Origin of the sequence: Streptomyces sp. ALB3 (assembly GCF_044385685.1) — a bacterium.
Classification (GTDB): Bacteria; Actinomycetota; Actinomycetes; order Streptomycetales; family Streptomycetaceae; genus Streptomyces.
Genome location: NZ_JBISCE010000003.1, coordinates 358,275 through 374,705, shown reverse-complemented (window position 1 = coordinate 374,705; position 16,431 = coordinate 358,275). Strand labels below are relative to the sequence as shown.

Sequence of the window (16,431 nt, the reverse complement as noted above, 5' to 3'; positions counted from 1 at the left end):
ACGCAGCAAGGAGTGCGCGTGCTCACTGTCGGTGACAAGTTCCCCGAGTTCGACCTGACCGCTTGCGTGTCGCTGGAGAGCGGCAAGGAGTTCGAGCAGATCAACCACAAGACCTACGAGGGTCAGTGGAAGGTCATCTTCGCGTGGCCGAAGGACTTCACCTTCGTGTGCCCCACCGAGATCGCCGCCTTCGGCAAGCTGAACGACGAGTTCGCCGACCGTGACGCGCAGGTCCTCGGCTTCTCCGGCGACTCCGAGTTCGTGCACCACGCCTGGCGCAAGGACCACCCGGACCTGACCGACCTGCCCTTCCCGATGCTGGCCGACTCGAAGCACGAGCTCATGCGTGACCTCGGCATCGAGGGCGAGGACGGCTTCGCCCAGCGCGCCGTCTTCATCGTCGACCAGAACAACGAGATCCAGTTCACGATGGTGACCGCCGGCTCCGTGGGCCGTAACCCCAAGGAGGTCCTGCGGGTCCTCGACGCCCTGCAGACCGACGAGCTCTGCCCCTGCAACTGGACCAAGGGCGAGAACACCCTCGACCCGGTCGCCCTCCTCTCGGGCGAGTGAGCTGATACGACATGGCACTCGATGAACTGAAGTCCGCCATACCGGACTACGCCAAGGACCTGAAGCTGAACCTCGGTTCGGTCATCGGCAACAGCGAGCTCCCCCAGCAGCAGCTGTGGGGCACCGTCCTGGCCTGCGCGATCGCCTCGCGCTCGCCGAAGGTGCTGCGCGAGCTGGAGCCGGAGGCGAAGGCCGCCCTCTCCGCCGAGGCGTACACCGCGGCGAAGTCGGCCGCCGCCATCATGGCGATGAACAACGTCTTCTACCGCACCCGCCACCTGCTGTCGGACCCCGAGTACGGCAACCTCCGTGCGGGTCTGCGGATGAACGTCATCGGCAAGCCGGGCGTGGAGAAGGTCGACTTCGAGCTGTGGTCGCTCGCCGTCTCCGCGATCAACGGCTGCGGCCAGTGCCTGGACTCCCACGAGCAGGTGCTGCGCAAGGCCGGCGTGGACCGTGAGACCATTCAGGAAGCCGTCAAGATCGCTTCGGTGATCCAGGCGGTCGGCGTCACCCTCGATTCCGAGGCCGTGCTCGCCGGGCCGTAACCCGCAGTATCTTTGTACGAGAAGGGCCCCGTGGACGACCGACCGTCCGTGGGGCCCTTCTTCCATGCCCGCCCGCCGGCCGGGGCGGGCCTGGTGGCTACCGCTTCTGGTCGTCGGGCGCGCCGGCCTCGTCGGAGCGCTCGGCCCCGTCCGCGGCGGCGGGGCCCGACGCCGGTGCGTCGTCCGCGGGGAGCGGCCGGGATGCGGGCGGTTCCGTCGGAGCGACCGAGACCGCCGTGGCCCCGTGGGGCCCGGGTCCGTGGAGCGCCGACGCGTCCGGTCCGAACGAGCGCAGATAGCCGACCACCGTGTTGGTCACCGCGACCAGGGGCACGGCGACGACCGCACCGCCGATACCGGCGACCATGCCGCCCGCCGCGACCGAGAGCACCACGGCCAGCGGGTGGACGCGTACGGCACGGCCGAGGATGAAGGGCTGCAGGATGTGGCCCTCGATCTGCTGGACGGCGAGCACCACGATCAGCACCATCAGGGCGGTGAACACACCCTGGGTGACGAGCGCGACGACCACGGCGAGGGCTCCGGAGACCACGGCGCCGACGAGGGGGATGAAGGCGAAGAGGAAGATGAAGACGGCGAGGGGGACCGCCATCGGCACGTCGAGGAAGTAGATCCCCAGCCCGATGAAGATCGCGTCGATCAGGGCGACGATCACCGTGCCCCGCACATAGGCGGTCAGCGTCCGCCAGGCGCGCGGACCGGCGCCCGCGACTCCCGGCCGGGCCTGGGAGGGCACCAGCTTGAGCACCCACTGCCAGATGCGCTTTCCGTCGTAGAGCAGGAAGAGCGTCGAGAACATCGCCAGCAGCAGCCCGGTGAGGACCTCCACCATCACCGTGACGCCCTGGAGCCCGGCCGAGGTGATCTCCTCGGTGTTGGTGCCGATGGTGTCGCTGAGGTTCTTCGCGATGTCGTTGATCTGGGACTCGGTCACATGGAACGGGCTGTCGAGGAGCCAGCGTTTCAGCTCGTCGATCCCGTCGCGCACCCGGTCGGACAGGTCGTCGAGGTTGTCCATGACCTGCCACACGACGAACCAGCCGACCAGGCCCATGACGACGAAGCCGAGGACCGCGGTGACCGCGGTGGCCAGACCGCGCGGCAGCCCGAGCCTCCTCAGCCGTACGACGGTCGGCTGGAGCATGGCGGTCACCAGCAGGGCGGCCACGAAGGCGAGGACGACCAGTTGCACGGCGCTGATGACCCGCATGAGCACCCAGAGGGTGCCGGCCAGGACCAGCAGCCGCCAGCCCGCCTCGGCCGCGACGCGCATCCCCCAGGGGATCGCGGCGACCGGGTCGGGCTTGGCCGCGACGGAAGGGGCGTAGGCGGGCGGGCGCGGCACCTGTTCGGCGGCGACGGTGGAGAGCGTCGACGAGGACCCGCTGGTGGCGTCGGCCTCGGCGCGGCGCTCGTCCTCGGCGCGGCGTTCTTCCAGGCGCGCCCCGATCTCGGTGAGTTCGGCGCCCAGCCGGCCGAGCCACCCCGGAAGTTTGGACATGGATCTTTCCTTCCCCCGTACGCTCCACGCACGCCCCGGAGCTGTCCGGAAGACCGTACACGCGCGGAGCTCCGCACCGTGAGACGGTGCGGAGCTCCGCGGAGTTGCGAGCGGACCCGGCGGGGTCCTAGTACCAGTGGTTGGCCTGCCAGAACGACCAGGCCGCGCAGGGGCTGCCGTAGCGGTCGCTGTTCATGTAGCTGAGGCCCCACTTGATCTGGGTGGCCGGGTTGGTCTGCCAGTCCGCGCCCGCGGACGCCATCTTGGAGCCCGGCAGCGCCTGCATGATGCCGTAGGCACCGGAGGACGGGTTGGTCGCCTTGTAGTTCCAGCCCGACTCGCGCTCCACGATGTTGCTGAAGCACTGGAACTGGTCGGCCGGCATCATCTGACGGGCCATGGCCTGGACCTCGGCCACGCTGTAGGAGCCCTGCGACGAGAACGAGGAGGCGTCACGGACGGAGGACCGGCTCGCGCGCTCGGCCTCCTTCTCCTTGGCCTCGCGCTCCGCCTCCAGCTTGTCCTCGGCCGCCTGCTTCTTCGACTTGGCGTCCTTGGCGGCCTGGATGCGGGCCGTCTCCTCGGCGGACTTCTTGGCCGCCGCGTCGGCCGCGGAGGCCTGCGCGTCGGCCTGCTGCGTCAGCGAGGCGGTCTGGACCTGGGCCTGCTGGCCCGCGGGGATGTCTGCGAGCAGCGTGGTGTCGGCTGCGGCCGCCTCGAAGTTGTTGTCGTCGGCAGCGGGAGTGCTGCCCGACGCAACGCCTACGACGGCGCCTACGGTGGTGACCGCGGTGGCAGATGCCACGGCGAACCCCCGGACCGAGATCCGGCTCACACGGTGTCCTTCCAGCATCGCCCGCTTAGGTGACCTCGCGGGCGCGATCGTGCCCCTGACACTGGCCTCCCTACTGCTTGGGTCACGGGAGGCACGGGCCCGGTGGGCGACTTCCCTGCGGAAGCGCCGCGTGGTGCTCGCGGGCGGCATACGGACGACGGTTGTTGAGTTGTGTGGTGCGTGGCGCCTTCGGAGGTGCCCAAGTGCCGTATGCGGGGCCTGACGGAAGCAAGACTCTGCCGGAAGGACACGGCGCGTTGCAATTCTGTGTTGCGTGTGAAAGGTCACACCTCGTTTGGCGCACAACATTTTCGGAAATGACGGCGCAGCACGATGCCGCCCGGCTAAGCTCCTTGGCTCGCCGGGCGGCATCTATGGGGTGTAGCGGGTCAGATGTGGCCGTCCTCCAGCATTTCGGTCACCAGTGCGGCGATGGGTGAGCGCTCGGAACGGGTGAGCGTGACGTGCGCGAAGAGCGGATGCCCCTTCAGCTTCTCGACCACGGCGACGACTCCGTCGTACCGGCCGACCCTGAGGTTGTCCCGCTGCGCCACGTCGTGGGTGAGGACCACCCGCGAGTTCGCCCCGATACGGGACAGCACGGTCAGCAGGACGTTCCGTTCGAGGGACTGCGCCTCGTCGACGATCACGAACGCGTCGTGGAGCGAGCGCCCCCGGATGTGGGTGAGCGGCAGGATCTCCAGCATCCCCCGCCCCAGCACCTCTTCGATGACCTCGCGCCCGGCGACGGCCGACAGCGTGTCGAAGACGGCCTGCGCCCAGGGGCTCATCTTCTCGGACTCGCTGCCGGGGAGATAGCCGAGCTCCTGGCCGCCGACCGCGTAGAGCGGCCGGAAGACCATCACCTTCTGGTGCTGCCGGCGCTCCAGCACGGCCTCCAGGCCCGCGCAGAGTGCGAGTGCGGACTTGCCCGTACCCGCACGGCCGCCCATGGACACGATGCCGACGTCCGGATCGAGGAGCAGATCGAGCGCGATGCGCTGCTCCGCGCTGCGGCCGTGGATCCCGAAGGCCTCCCGGTCGCCGCGCACGAGTCGCACGTTGCCCTCGGCCGTGACCCGGCCCAGTGCCTTGCCCCGCTCGGACTGGAGGACCAGCCCCGTGTGCACGGGGTACTCGGCGGCCTCGGGGATGTAGAGGCTCTCCTCGCCGAACAGCAGGTCGACCTGTTCCGCGGCGACGGGAAGTTCCGCCATCCCGGTCCAGCCGGAGTCGGTGACGGCCAGTTCGGCGCGGTACTCCTCGGCGAGGAGACCGACCGACGAGGCCTTGATCCGCAGGGGCAGGTCCTTGGAGACGACGGTGACGTCGTACCCCTCCGCCTGCAGGTTGCGCGCGACCGCGAGGATCCGTGAGTCGTTGTCCCCCAACCGGTAGCCGGCGGGCAGCACGCCGGGGTCGGAATGGTTGAGTTCGACACGGAGCGACCCGCCGAGATCCCCGAGCGGGATCGGGGCGTCCAGCCGGCCGTACCGGACCCGGAAGTCGTCCAGCAGGCGCAGGGCCTGCCGGGCGAAGTAGCCGAGCTCGGGGTGGTGCCTTTTGGCCTCCAGCTCCGTGACGACGACGATCGGCAGCACGACTTCGTGCTCGTCGAAGCGGGTCACGGCTTTGGGGTCGGCCAGCAGGACGCTGGTGTCGAGAACGTAGGTGCGCCTGTCGGGCATGCGGCGCTTAGTGCTGGTCACCACGGAAGGACGTACCCCCTCGGACGAGGTCGGGGAGTGCGACGGGCGTCGCGGAACTTCCCGAAGGGAGAGGACGGACCGGGTTCGGGCCCTGTGCGCGGGCCGAACGCCGGCCCTCGCGTCGGCCGCACGGTGTGCGGTCCTTCGTGTGCAAAGGGCCTCCCGGGCGAGCGGGCTGGGTGCCGCTCACTTGGCTGCGACATCCGCCTGGTTGCTGACCGGACATCGACCTGAGAGCTGTATTCCCTCCCACACGCGAAGCCATGCCCCTGCCTGCGAGAAGGTGCGCCTGACCGGGCCTCCCGCCCCGGTTCTCCGTCCTTCAGCCGTCCACCGGGTGAACGGCGCCCGTCAGGTCCCGTAACGCCGGTGCCGCGCCGCGTAGTCGCGAAGGGCGCGCAGGAAGTCGACCTTGCGGAAGGCCGGCCAGAAGACCTCGCAGAAGTAGTACTCCGAATGGGCGCTCTGCCAGAGCATGAAGCCCGACAGGCGCTGCTCCCCGCTGGTACGGATCACGAGGTCCGGGTCGGGCTGCCCGCGGGTGTAGAGGTGCTCGGAGATCAGGTCCGTGGAGACGATCTCGGCGAGCTCCTCGAACGTGGTGCCCCGCGAGGAGTGCTCCAGGAGGAGGGAGCGGACCGCGTCCGCGATCTCCTGACGGCCTCCGTAGCCGACGGCGACGTTGACGATTATCCCGTCGACGCCCGCCGTGGCCTCCTCCGCCTCCTTGAGGACGGTCTGGGTGCGCGACGGCAGCAGGTCGAGGGTGCCCACGTGGTGGACGCGCCAGCGTCCGTCGGACGCCAGCTGGCGCACCGTGTTCTCGATGATGCCGAGCAGCGGGATGAGCTCGGCCTCAGGCCTGTCGAAGTTGTCCGTGGACAGCAGCCAGAGGGTGACGACCTCGACGTCGGTCTCGCTGCACCAGCCGAGCAGCTCCGAGATCTTGTCCGCGCCGGCCTGGTGTCCCTGCACGGCGGAGCCGCCGGATGCCTTCGCCCACCGCCGGTTGCCGTCGAGGATGACTCCGATGTGCTTGGGCACCTGGTCGTGATCCAGGCGGCCTTCCACCCGGCGTGCGTAGAGCCCGTACACCAGGTCGCGCAGATTCACTGAGTTCACCCTCTCGGTTCCGTACGGGCCCGGGGCCCGCCCTCCCCCTCGCCGGGGGTCCGGGGCCGCCCCCCGGGGGGATCGCCGCGCGGTCCGCGCACCGCGCTCCCGCGCCGCGGACCGGCATGTCCCGAAGCCGCCACATTACTGCGGACGGGTCACGAGGGCCCAACCCGGTCTGTCACAAGTCCGTGATAAGGAGTGAAACGTGACTGATTCCCTCTCCTACCTCGCCGACGAGTCGCGTTACGACTCCATGGAATACCGCCGCACCGGCCGCAGCGGGCTCAGGCTGCCCGCCGTCTCGCTCGGCCTCTGGCACAACTTCGGCGACGACCGCGCCCTGGGTACGCAGCGGGCCATTCTGCGCCGCGCCTTCGACCTCGGCGTGACCCACTTCGACCTGGCCAACAACTACGGCCCGCCCCCGGGCTCGGCCGAACTGAACTTCGGCAAGCTCTTCCGCCAGGACTTCGCCCCCTACCGGGACGAGATCGTCGTCTCCACCAAGGCCGGATACCGGATGCACCCCGGCCCGTACGGCGAGTGGGGTTCCCGGAAGTACCTGTTGTCCTCGCTCGACGCCTCCCTGCGGCGGACGGGCCTCGACCACGTCGACATCTTCTACTCCCACCGCTTCGACCCCGCCACCCCGCTCGAGGAGACGATGGGCGCGCTGGCCTCCGCCGTCAGCCGGGGCAAGGCGCTGTACGCGGGCGTCTCCTCCTACAGCGCGGCGCAGACCGCCGAGGCGGCGCGGATCCTCGGGGAGATGGGCGTACCCGCCCTGATCCACCAGCCGTCGTACTCGATGGTGAACCGCTGGATCGAGGCCGACGGGCTCCTCGACACGCTGGAGACCGCCGGTATGGGGTGCATCTCCTTCGCGCCGCTGGCCCAGGGGCTGCTGACCGACAAGTACCTGACGGGCATCCCCGAGGGTTCGCGTGCCAGCCAGGGCAAGTCGCTGGACCCGGGGCTGCTGTCCGACGAGATGGTGCGGCGGCTGCGCGGGCTGAACGACATCGCGCGGGGCCGCGGGCAGTCCCTGGCGCAGCTCGCGCTGAACTGGGTCCTGCGGGACAGCCGGATGACCTCGGCCCTGATCGGCGCGTCGAGCGTGAGGCAACTGGAGGAGAACGTGGCCGCGCTCGCCGCCCCCGCGTTGACGGCCGACGAGCTGAAGGAGATCGACACCTTCGCCGTGGACACCGCCGGCACCAACATCTGGGCCGACCGGGGCTGAGGCACGGCCACCGCGGGCCCGGCTCGCGTACGCCGCCCGGCGTCCGGCACGGGGCCTCCACAGGTGCCGCACCGGGGCCGCACACCGGGCACACGGTCAGGGCACAAAAAACGGGCCGGTCCGTGGGGGGGGTTACGGACCGGCCCGAGGGGGGGTTTCCACCATAACCCTTCGTAAGTGATGGTGGGTGCCACGCCACGGAATAATCACTCTCCGGATTCACCGGACTGCGCTGCGGGCACATCGGCCGGCATCTCGCCGACCCCTCCGTCCCGGTCATCGAGGACAGGTCCTGTCCTGTAGGCGGCCTACATTCGGCCCATGACGACACGAGCCCCGCGCACCACCGTCAGCTGGTCCCAGGCGAACGCCCGACGTCTTGACCGGCAGTTCCTCTCCGGACGTGCCCCTTCGGCTCCCCACACGGCCGGGGACGTCAGCGGCGGTGTGGCCGCGATGCTCGGGGCAGACGCACAGGTGATGCCGGCCGCCGAGCTCTCGGTCGCGCTCCGGGCGCCGGGGGCGACGCGTACTGATGTGCGTACGGCTCTGTGGACGGACCGGACCCTCGTGAAGACGTTCGGACCGCGCGGCACCGTGCATCTGCTGCCGGCCGACGAGCTGCCGATGTGGACCGGAGCCCTGTCGGCCGTACCTGCGGGCCGCAACCCGTTCCCCAGGGACGCCCGGATGACGCCTGAGCAGGTCGAGGAGGTCGTGGCCGCCGTGGGCGACGCCCTCTCGGGGGCCGAGCTCACGATCGACGAGCTCTCCGACGAGGTCATCGCGCGCACCGGTCCCTGGGCGGGCGACCTGGTGATGCCGGCGTTCCAGGGGATGTGGCCGCGCTGGCGCCAGGTGCTGCATCTGGCGGGCCACCGTGGTGTCCTGTGCTACGCGCCGAACCGGGGCAGAAAGGCCATGTACACCGGCCCCGGGACCGTCCCGATGCCCGGCCCGGATGCGACGGCCGCCCTCGTCGGGCGCTACCTGCGGGCGTACGGTCCCGCCACACCGGACCACTTCGCCCGGTGGCTGGCCGCGCCGCGGGCCTGGGCCGGGCAGCTCTTCGCGGACCTGGCCGGGGCCGGCGCCATCGAGGAGGTGACGTTCGAGGACTGCGGGACGGCCTGGGTGGCGTCGGGCGACACCCTCTTCCCGTCCGCCGCGCCGAGCGGCGTACGGCTGCTCCCCTACTTCGACGCGTTCACCATCGCCTCCCGGCCCCGCGAGCGGCTCTTCCCCGGCGCGGCGTACGGGCGCGCGCTCGCCGGCGGGCAGGCGGGCAACTTCCCGGTGCTGCTGGTGGACGGCACGGTCGCCGGGGTGTGGCACCAGCGCCGTACGGGGAAGCGGATCGCGGTGACCGTGGAGTCTCTGGTCCCACTGGACGCCGGGCGGACGCGCGCGCTGGAGGAACGGGTGGAGGAGCTGGGCAGGGCCCTGGAGGGGGACCCGGAGCTGACGCTGGGGAAGGTGACCGTGGGCGGTCACGCCTAGGGCGGGCTCAGCAGGGCAGGAAGCGGATCGCCACCGTGTCGCCGCCGACGACCACGAAGTCGCCGTTCTCGCACCGGATCACCGCTTCGCGCACCTCACCGTGCCCGTCGCGCCGCTCCTGCGTGCCGGTGACCGTCCAGGCCCCGCCGTACGGAGGGGACGGCAGCCGGCTCAGGTGCTCGAACTGCCACTGACCCGCGGGCACACACCAGTCGGGAAGACCGGGCCAGGCTCCGGACGTGATGCTCAGGGTGTGGTCGGAGGCGCAGGTCAGCAGGACCGACTGGCCGCCCTCCAGCACGAACTCGACGGCTTCCGGCTCCCCCGCCCGGCCCTCGGGCCGGTAGAACAGGCCGTGGACGGCGGTGATCCGCGCTCCCGTGAGCCAGTCGGCCTTTCCGTGGCGCGGCCGGCCGGCCGGCGGGCTGATCTCCCCGCCCGGCATCTCGCTTCCCACCGACATGACCTGCTCCTTCGTTGTGCGCTCAACTACCAGGGTCGCACTACTCATGGGTAGGACGGTGGGGAGGGTGATGCCGTTGCAGCCACGGCCCGCGAAGCCGCCCTCAGCGTAGGCCTGTCGGGGTCGGCTCCGGCTTGCGTGCCTCGATCAGGAAGCGGGAGCTGTGGGCGACGAACGGCCCCTCCTCCTCGATCCTCCTGTGCAGGGAACGCAGTTGGGGCAGGTAGGCGCCGACGGTGAACTCCGGCACCATCCAGATGACCTTGCGCAGGAAGTAGACGACGGCCCCGATGTCGAGGAACTCGATACGCAGCCGCTCGGCACGCAGGTCCGTCACCTCCAGCCCGGCGGCCTCCGCGTCGTCCCGCGCGCGCCGCGGGTCCCGGGCGCCGCGCTCCCCGGGGGACCGCGGGCCGAGGAAGTACTCCACGAGCTCGAACACGCTCGCCGGGCCGACCTGCTGGGAGAAGTACGTGCCGCCGGGGGCCAGCACCCGGGCGATCTCGGCCCACCAGGCAGTCACCGGATGCCGGCTGACGACCAGGTCGAAGGCGTCGTCGGCGAAGGGCAGCGGCGGCTCGTCGGAGTCCGCGACGACGACGGCGCCACGCGGGTGCAGCAGGGCGGTGGCCCGCGCGACGTTCGGCGGCCAGGACTCGGTGGCCACGGTGAGCGGAGGCAGCACGGGCGCGGAGGCGAGCACCTCCCCTCCCCCGGTCTGGATGTCGAGCGCGGCCCCCGCCCGTGCCAGCCGGTCCGCCATGGCGCGCGCGTACCCCCACGAGGGGCGCTGCTCGGTGGCCCGCCCGTCGAGCCACGAGAAGTCCCAGCCGTCGACGGAGACGGCGTCGGCCTCGGCGACGAGGGCGTCGAAGCGTGCGTCGGAGGCGGCGGGAGAAAGGGGTGCGGACGATCCGGTCATACGGGAAGGGTGTCAGCCCGCGGGGGCCCGGCGCGACCCCATATTCCGTATGTCCGTGCGCCGGGTGGGGTTCAGGCGGCGAGGCCACCGAACAGCAGTCCGAGCAACGCCCCCGCGATCATGAACGGGCCGAAGGGGATGCCCGTCTTGCGCCCGGCGCGTCGCATCAGCATCAGACCGGCCCCGTACAGCGCGCCGAACAGGAAGCCGGCGAATCCGCCCGCGAACAGCACCGCCCAGCCGTACCAGCCGAGCCCCACGCCCAGCGCGAGGGCGAGCTTCACGTCACCGAAGCCCATGCCGTTCGGGTTGATCAGGAAGAGCAGGAAGTAGAAGCCCCCGAGCGCCGCTCCGCCGAGCAGGGCGGAGGTCCAGGAGCCGCCGTGACCGGGCAGCAGCGCGGCACCTCCCAGCAGTGCCGCCGCGGCGCCCGCGAGGGGAAGCGTCAGCGTGTCGGGGAGCCGGTGGACGCGGCGGTCGATGACGGCGAGGAGCACGGCGACCGGGGTCAGCAGCAGCCAGACGGCGGCTTCGGGCCGTGCCCCGGCGGCGGCGGCGAGTGCCACACAGGCGAGCACGGTGACGACCGGGGCGACCACGGCGGGGGCGTAACGCCCCCGGCCGGAGGGCCGGGGGGCTGCGGGGGCCGCGCCTCCCGCGAGCGAGGGGACGGTCGCGGCGCACACCGCGCACCTGGGCGAACCGAGCCAGCCCCGGGCCGGCCCCGTGAGCGCGTGCCCGGCCGGACAGGCGTCCCTCCAGGACTCCTCGGGTTCGACGGAGAAGCGGTACGCGGCGCGCGGGAGCAGCAGTCCGGCGGCCGCGCCCCAGAGCGCGGCGACCGCGATCAGTGTGGCGTCCACGGAGCCGACCCTAGTCCGGCCGTGCGGCGGGGTCTTGGGCCCTGGGACCCATCGGTGTCCGTTCGGGGCCCACGGAACCGCCGGGAGGGCTACGGTCGCTTCCCATGGGGAAATGGCGTGACGGCAGCGGGACACTGACGGTCGGGACGGACGCCGAGGCGCGGGAGGTGCCGCTGCGCGTCGCCGCCTCGTACCGGGCGCGGGCACGCGGGCTGCTCGGTGCGGACGGGGTCGACGGGGCGCTCCTGATCACACCGTGCGGCAGCGTGCACACCTTCCGGATGCGCTTCACGATCGATGTGGCGTACCTGGACCGCGGGTTCAACGTGCTGGCGGTCCGCACGATGCGGCCGGGCCGGCTCGGCCTGCCCAGGCTCCGCGCCCGTCATGTGGTGGAGTCGGAGGCCGGTGCGATGGGCCGCTGGGGTCTGCGGCCGGGGACGCGGGTGCGGATCTCGGTACCCGTCACGGAAGTTTCGCCGCCTGCGCGGTGACCAGATCGGCGGGGACCTCCGGCGCCGTCGCCGTCAGGTAGTTGGCCGCGTAGAAGGTGACGACCGTGGAACCGGTCCGCACGAGGTGGAAGACGAGCGGGACCCTCACCCCCTCCAGGCTGCCCGTCACCTGGTAGGCGAACGACTCCTGGCCGGCCCCGGCCGCGGGCAGGGTCTTGACCTCGGTGTAGGTGGACGGCCCGTCGTCGCTCGTCGTGCGGAACCCCCCGGCGCAGGCCCGCACCGCGTCGCGGACCGAGCGCAGCAGTTCCTCGGCCCCGCCCTTCGGGTGCGAGGTGAGGATCTCGGTGACGACGGTCTGGTCGTCCTGGCCCTCCTCCCTCGTGTCCATGGCCGTACGGAAGACGGTGGCGGCCGGGGCGGGTTCGGGCGAGCCGTTGATGATCGCGGTGATCGGCCGGCAGGCCTTGTCCCCGGGCTCCTCGGTGCCGCGTTCGTCGGTGCCCTCCAGGGGCGCGATCTCGTAGCCCGCCACTTCGTCCGTGGCGAGGACCACCTTCGCCAGCTCGGCCTCGGTGAGGGTCCTGCCGTGGGTGGTGGGCGTGGGGGCCGGGGCGGCGGTGGCTCCGGGCGTGGCGGCGGAGCCGTCCCCGGAGGCCGGGGTCCGGGAGGCGGTGGCCCTCCCGCCGGCTCCCCCGTCCTCGCCGCCGTCCGGTCCGCAGCCGGCAGCAGCCAGGCAGAGGACCAGCGTGCCCGCCGTCACGAAAGTGGTACGTACCTTCATCGTTCACCGCTCCCGCCCGCTGTGCACCGGATCAGCACGCTAACAACCGGGGCGTCGCCGGCGCGTGGGCCCGTGGGCCCAACTCACGGCGGCCCCGCCCCCAGCAGCGTCCACGCACCGTACGCGGCGGAACCAAGCGCCAGCGCGGCGACGACCGCGCCGGGACCCACCGTCGTACGCAGTCGCGCGAGCGCCACCGCGGGGGGCAGGAGCAGGGGGAAGGCGGGCATCATCAGGCGCGGCCGTGAGCCGAAGTAACCGGAGCCGATGAGCGAGATGACGACGACCGCGACGCCGTACACCAGCACGGGGAGCGGCTGCCTCTGCCGTACGCACAGGTACACGAGCATGCCCAGCAGCCCCAGCGCGGCACAGAGTCCGGTCGCGGCGGGAAGCGGCAGTCCCGCGATGAACACGGCCAGCGCCCTGCCCCCGTCGATGCTGTTGCCCCACTGCGCCTGGACGTCGAAGTAGGCGAACGGGCCGCCCTCCCGCACGGCGACGAACACGACGTAGGACAGCCATCCCAGCGGGGCGGCGCAGACCCCCAGGAGCATGTGCGCGTTCCGGCGCAGCAGGCCCCGCCGTGCGCCGGCCCGCCACTCCCGCAGGAGGACGACGGCGGCGGTGAGCGCGAGCGCCGCGATGAGCGCGGCCGCCGAAGGCCGGGTCAGCCCCGCGAGCACGCACAGCGTGCCCGCGGCGACCCAGCGGTCTCTGAGCACGGCGTACAGGGACCATGCGGCGAGGGCCGTGAACAGGGTCTCGGTGTACGCCATCGACTGCACGAACCCGGTCGGGTACGCGCCCCACAGGGCGGCCAGCACCACACCGGCCCGCCGGCCGTACAGCCGCGCCCCCACGGCGAAGATCCCCCAGGCCGCGAGGAGCCCCGCCAGCCAGGCGACGGCGATCCCGGCGCCCTGCACGGTGAAGGGGGTGACCGTGGCGAGCGCGCGTTCCAGAGCCGGAAGGAGCGGGAAGAAAGCCAGGTCGGGGTGGACGCCTCCGTCGGGGAGGGTGACGGTGTAGCCGTAGCCGTCCTCGGCGATCCGCTGGTACCAGACGGAGTCCCAGCGCCCGCCCAGCAGGTGCAGAGCGTCCTTCCCCACGGCCGACGCCCACGCCCAGAGGACGAGGAGCCCGACGGCTCTGACCACCGCGTAGGCGCCCAGAGCGGGGGCGGCTGCGGTGAGCAGGTGCATGACGCGCTGCCGGGCGCTGCGGGATTCGGGCGCCGCCGGGCGGGAGGGCGTCTGCTGATCGGGCATGCGGCCGATTATGAGCCCGCCGCTGCGGGGGCCGGTGGGCCGGGGCTGTCAGGAGGCCGGGTGACCCGGCCCGGACCGGTCCCGACAACGGGGGCCTGAGGGCGCTGGGGGCAGGGAAACGCGGGGATTCACGGGAGCCGGGGGCTCACGGAGCCCGGGGCCTGAGGCGCCTGCGGGACCTGCCGGGTGCCGAGCCCCCGGCCGGCCAGGGGGGCGACCGTACGGATCAGGCATCAGCCCGTGCGGGAGGAGACGGGACTCCCCGTCGGTCAGGGGCGGCGGCCCGGCCGTGGGCACGCGCCGTCGCCTTCGGGTGGCGGCCCGGCCCGGCGCCGTGGGGGTGCGCCGGGACGGGCGTCGATCACCTGCAGCGCAGACGCTATTGACCCGCCGGCCTTCCCGTCTTGGGCCCAGGGGCCCAACCCGGGTCCTTGCCGTCCCCCGGGCGGACCCACCCGTGGCCGGGGCGCAGCTCCGGTGTCGCACGACGGTGCCGTCACCGGGCACCGAGACAGCGGCGCGCTGAGGCACTGCCGTCCGGGAGCGGCCGACTGCGCCGGGCCGGTGCCGGCCGGCCGCCGGCACCGGCACTTCCCCGCCCGGTCACCCCGCAGGCCGCACCCTCGTGAATCTCGCCGCCATGACCGGCCCGAGCTCCCCGACGATCGCGTGTCCCGGCTTGCCCGGGAAGGGCAGGTACTCCAGGAACGAGGTGTCGATCACCTCGTCGATGCCGGGCACCCCGCGCGCGCTCTGCTCCTCCAGGAAGGCCAGCGTCCGCCGCCAGTCGGGGGCGTCGGCGTCGGCACCGAGATAGGACTGCACGGTCTCCTGCGTGACGTCCCAGAAGAACACGTGCGGCAGCACGGTGCCGTTCTCGTTGAACACGTGCGACTCGTAGAGATCCTCGAACTCGGGGATCCGGGAGACCAGGTCCTTCACCAGCTGTACGTCGGCGGTCATCAGCACTCATCCAGCCCCGGGTAGTTCTTGTGGCCCTTGTACCTGCCCAGCTGAGCATCGTCGATGGCCTGGATCAAGATCTTCGCGATCTTGATGTCCTTGGGGCTCCGGATCACCTGCTCCTTCTTTCCGCCCTTGAGCCGGATCTCGTCCTTGGTGAGGAAGTTCTGCAGCGAGGCGCGGAGCTGGGCCGTGCTGCGGATGTGGTTCTTCCCCTCGACGCCCGGGGCTCCGTTGGCCTCGGCGCTCGCGGCTGCCATCGCGCTGCCGTCACCGACGAGTTCCGCGTTGCCCACCCCGTGGTACAGCGCGTCCACGATCTTCTGCAGCCTCGCGTTGTCCACGGCCGGGATGCTCGCGGGGCCGTCGTTGTTGTGGACGAGCAGTCCGGTGCGGTCGGCCACCACGTAGTAGGTGTGGATCCCCGCCACCGTCAGGTCGTGCGTGGTCCGGCGCTGCGTGTAGCGGGTCACGGAGGCGACGGCGAGTGTGGTTCCGTCCGCGGTGCGGAGTCCGGCCCCCGGCTCGATGTCACCGGCGTCGACCCAGCGCCCCTGGTCGGCCAGCCAGAAGGGGTGCGTGTCGGTGGCCGTGACGACGGCCGGTCCGTGGGCGGTGCGCAGGGTGAGCCGCGTGAAGTGTCTGTCGTCGTGGGTGGTGATCGCCTGCTCGACCTTCCGCACCCCGGTGCGCCCGGTGTACGGGTCGGTCGCGACCACCTTGTCGTCGACAGCGACCTTCTCGATGGCGAGGCGGCGCCCGTCGGCCAGGAGTACGGGAGTGCCGGGCAGGAAGCTGTGCCGAGCGGGACAGGCGGTCGGCCGGCTGTCCGGCTTGTCGTCCTTCCTGGGCGGGTCCTTCTTCTCTGTGTCGAGCTTCCTCTTCGCGTCCGCGAGCTTCTTCTCCGCGTCCGTGACCTTCCCACGGTTCTTGATCAGGCCCTTCAGCCCGTCATAGAGGTCCCCGCCGTGCTTCTTCAGCTTCTGGATCAGCTCCGCGGCCTTCTTCCACTTCCACGGCGCCCCGTACTTCGCCGCCAGCTTGCCGACCGCACCACCCACCAGGCTCAGCAGCACATTGATCAGCGTCTCCGTGCACGCACCCATGTCCCCCTTGGTGATGCAATCCAGAGCATCGGTGATCCCCAGCTCCTCAGCCAGGATCTTCGCCAGCTCCTTCGCCGCTTCCAACGCCTGGTCGGAACTCGACTTCTCCGCCGCCCGGGCGTCCTGCAACTCCTTCAGCGCGGCGTCGTAGTCCAGCTGCGCCTGCGACTTCGGCCCACCGTCGTCCGAAGCCGGATCGCCCTCACCCGGTGAGCCCTGCGCGTCGGAGTCCCCACCGGACCCACCACAGTCACTCCCACCGGTCACCTCACAGACCGCCACACCGAGACGCTCGGCCAGCTGGGGACCCACGCCCGTCGCCACCAACGCCCCGACGACCGCCACCACCACCAGGACAAGACCCACGTACTCGATCGCACCCTGACCACGCTGACTCCGCCGCAGGCCCAGCAGACGCACCCCCGTCCGCGGCGCCCTCCCCCGCGACCGACGACGAAGCAGACCACGCGACCGACGCCCCAGAACCCCCCGACCAGACATACACCCGACGCTAACCAGCCCACACCACCCACGTCTTGGGCCCGGGGGCCCAACATG

16 protein-coding genes are annotated in these 16,431 nt (G+C 71.6%); 5 read left to right on the top strand and 11 right to left on the bottom strand.

Features of this window, described 5'->3' with window-relative positions; genetic code table 11:
• Nucleotides 1-18 precede the first annotated feature (18 nt).
• Nucleotides 19-573, top strand: a complete 555-nt coding sequence (locus tag ACHFIV_RS03620; protein ID WP_398963322.1) for a peroxiredoxin — start codon at nucleotides 19-21, stop codon at nucleotides 571-573.
• An 11-nt stretch (nucleotides 574-584) separates the two neighbouring features.
• Nucleotides 585-1,121, top strand: a complete 537-nt coding sequence (locus tag ACHFIV_RS03615; protein ID WP_398963319.1) for an alkyl hydroperoxide reductase — start codon at nucleotides 585-587, stop codon at nucleotides 1,119-1,121.
• Between the two features lie 97 nt (nucleotides 1,122-1,218).
• Here the strand turns inward: ACHFIV_RS03615 and ACHFIV_RS03610 are convergent, their stop codons facing one another.
• From ACHFIV_RS03610 to ACHFIV_RS03595, 4 genes are all read right to left on the bottom strand, one after another.
• Nucleotides 1,219-2,643, bottom strand: a complete 1,425-nt coding sequence (locus ACHFIV_RS03610) for an AI-2E family transporter (protein WP_398963316.1) — start codon at nucleotides 2,641-2,643, stop codon at nucleotides 1,219-1,221.
• 127 nt (nucleotides 2,644-2,770) lie between these two features.
• On the bottom strand, nucleotides 2,771-3,478 hold the full coding sequence (locus ACHFIV_RS03605) for an aggregation-promoting factor C-terminal-like domain-containing protein (protein WP_398963314.1): 708 nt from the start codon (nucleotides 3,476-3,478) through the stop codon (nucleotides 2,771-2,773).
• 389 nt (nucleotides 3,479-3,867) lie between these two features.
• The gene (locus tag ACHFIV_RS03600) at nucleotides 3,868-5,190 is read right to left on the bottom strand and encodes a PhoH family protein (protein WP_398963311.1); all 1,323 of its coding nucleotides are present in this window, start codon (nucleotides 5,188-5,190) and stop codon (nucleotides 3,868-3,870) included.
• A 348-nt stretch (nucleotides 5,191-5,538) separates the two neighbouring features.
• Nucleotides 5,539-6,300, bottom strand: coding sequence for an isoprenyl transferase (locus ACHFIV_RS03595; RefSeq protein ID WP_398964191.1), 762 nt, complete (start codon nucleotides 6,298-6,300; stop codon nucleotides 5,539-5,541).
• 208 nt (nucleotides 6,301-6,508) lie between these two features.
• Between ACHFIV_RS03595 and mgrA the strand changes: the two genes are divergently transcribed.
• Nucleotides 6,509-7,546, top strand: coding sequence for an L-glyceraldehyde 3-phosphate reductase (mgrA, locus tag ACHFIV_RS03590; protein WP_398963308.1), 1,038 nt, complete (start codon nucleotides 6,509-6,511; stop codon nucleotides 7,544-7,546).
• A gap of 321 nt (nucleotides 7,547-7,867) precedes the next feature.
• The gene (locus tag ACHFIV_RS03585; protein WP_398963306.1) at nucleotides 7,868-9,046 is read left to right on the top strand and encodes a winged helix DNA-binding domain-containing protein; all 1,179 of its coding nucleotides are present in this window, start codon (nucleotides 7,868-7,870) and stop codon (nucleotides 9,044-9,046) included.
• A gap of 7 nt (nucleotides 9,047-9,053) precedes the next feature.
• On the opposite strand, the gene ACHFIV_RS03580 is transcribed toward ACHFIV_RS03585, so the two are convergent.
• The 3 genes from ACHFIV_RS03580 to ACHFIV_RS03570 all read right to left on the bottom strand — a co-directional run bounded on the left by ACHFIV_RS03580 (nucleotide 9,054) and on the right by ACHFIV_RS03570 (nucleotide 11,294).
• Nucleotides 9,054-9,509 carry a hypothetical protein gene (locus ACHFIV_RS03580; protein WP_398964188.1) on the bottom strand — a complete coding sequence of 152 codons (456 nt, stop codon included), beginning with the start codon at nucleotides 9,507-9,509 and terminating at the stop codon, nucleotides 9,054-9,056.
• Between the two features lie 103 nt (nucleotides 9,510-9,612).
• A complete protein-coding gene (locus tag ACHFIV_RS03575; protein WP_398963303.1) occupies nucleotides 9,613-10,431 on the bottom strand; it encodes a class I SAM-dependent methyltransferase in 819 nt (272 codons plus the stop codon).
• Between the two features lie 71 nt (nucleotides 10,432-10,502).
• Nucleotides 10,503-11,294 carry a prepilin peptidase gene (locus ACHFIV_RS03570; RefSeq protein WP_398963300.1) on the bottom strand — a complete coding sequence of 264 codons (792 nt, stop codon included), beginning with the start codon at nucleotides 11,292-11,294 and terminating at the stop codon, nucleotides 10,503-10,505.
• A gap of 104 nt (nucleotides 11,295-11,398) precedes the next feature.
• Here ACHFIV_RS03570 and ACHFIV_RS03565 point away from each other — a divergent pair, with 104 nt between their 5' ends.
• Nucleotides 11,399-11,788 carry a DUF192 domain-containing protein gene (locus ACHFIV_RS03565; protein WP_398963297.1) on the top strand — a complete coding sequence of 130 codons (390 nt, stop codon included), beginning with the start codon at nucleotides 11,399-11,401 and terminating at the stop codon, nucleotides 11,786-11,788.
• Here the strand turns inward: ACHFIV_RS03565 and ACHFIV_RS03560 are convergent.
• The 4 genes from ACHFIV_RS03560 to ACHFIV_RS03545 all read right to left on the bottom strand — a co-directional run bounded on the left by ACHFIV_RS03560 (nucleotide 11,760) and on the right by ACHFIV_RS03545 (nucleotide 16,239).
• Entirely contained in the window at nucleotides 11,760-12,533 is a 774-nt protein-coding gene (locus tag ACHFIV_RS03560; protein ID WP_398963295.1) for a hypothetical protein, read from the bottom strand. The genes ACHFIV_RS03565 and ACHFIV_RS03560 overlap by 29 nt on opposite strands.
• 83 nt (nucleotides 12,534-12,616) lie before the next feature.
• Nucleotides 12,617-13,804 carry a hypothetical protein gene (locus ACHFIV_RS03555; protein WP_398963292.1) on the bottom strand — a complete coding sequence of 396 codons (1,188 nt, stop codon included), beginning with the start codon at nucleotides 13,802-13,804 and terminating at the stop codon, nucleotides 12,617-12,619.
• Nucleotides 13,805-14,407: 603 nt separating this feature from the next.
• Nucleotides 14,408-14,767, bottom strand: coding sequence for a DUF7674 family protein (locus ACHFIV_RS03550; RefSeq protein ID WP_398963289.1), 360 nt, complete (start codon nucleotides 14,765-14,767; stop codon nucleotides 14,408-14,410).
• Entirely contained in the window at nucleotides 14,767-16,239 is a 1,473-nt protein-coding gene (locus tag ACHFIV_RS03545) for a polymorphic toxin-type HINT domain-containing protein (protein WP_398963287.1), read from the bottom strand. Before ACHFIV_RS03545 ends, ACHFIV_RS03550 begins: the two co-directional genes overlap by 1 nt.
• Nucleotides 16,240-16,431: the final 192 nt, after the last annotated feature.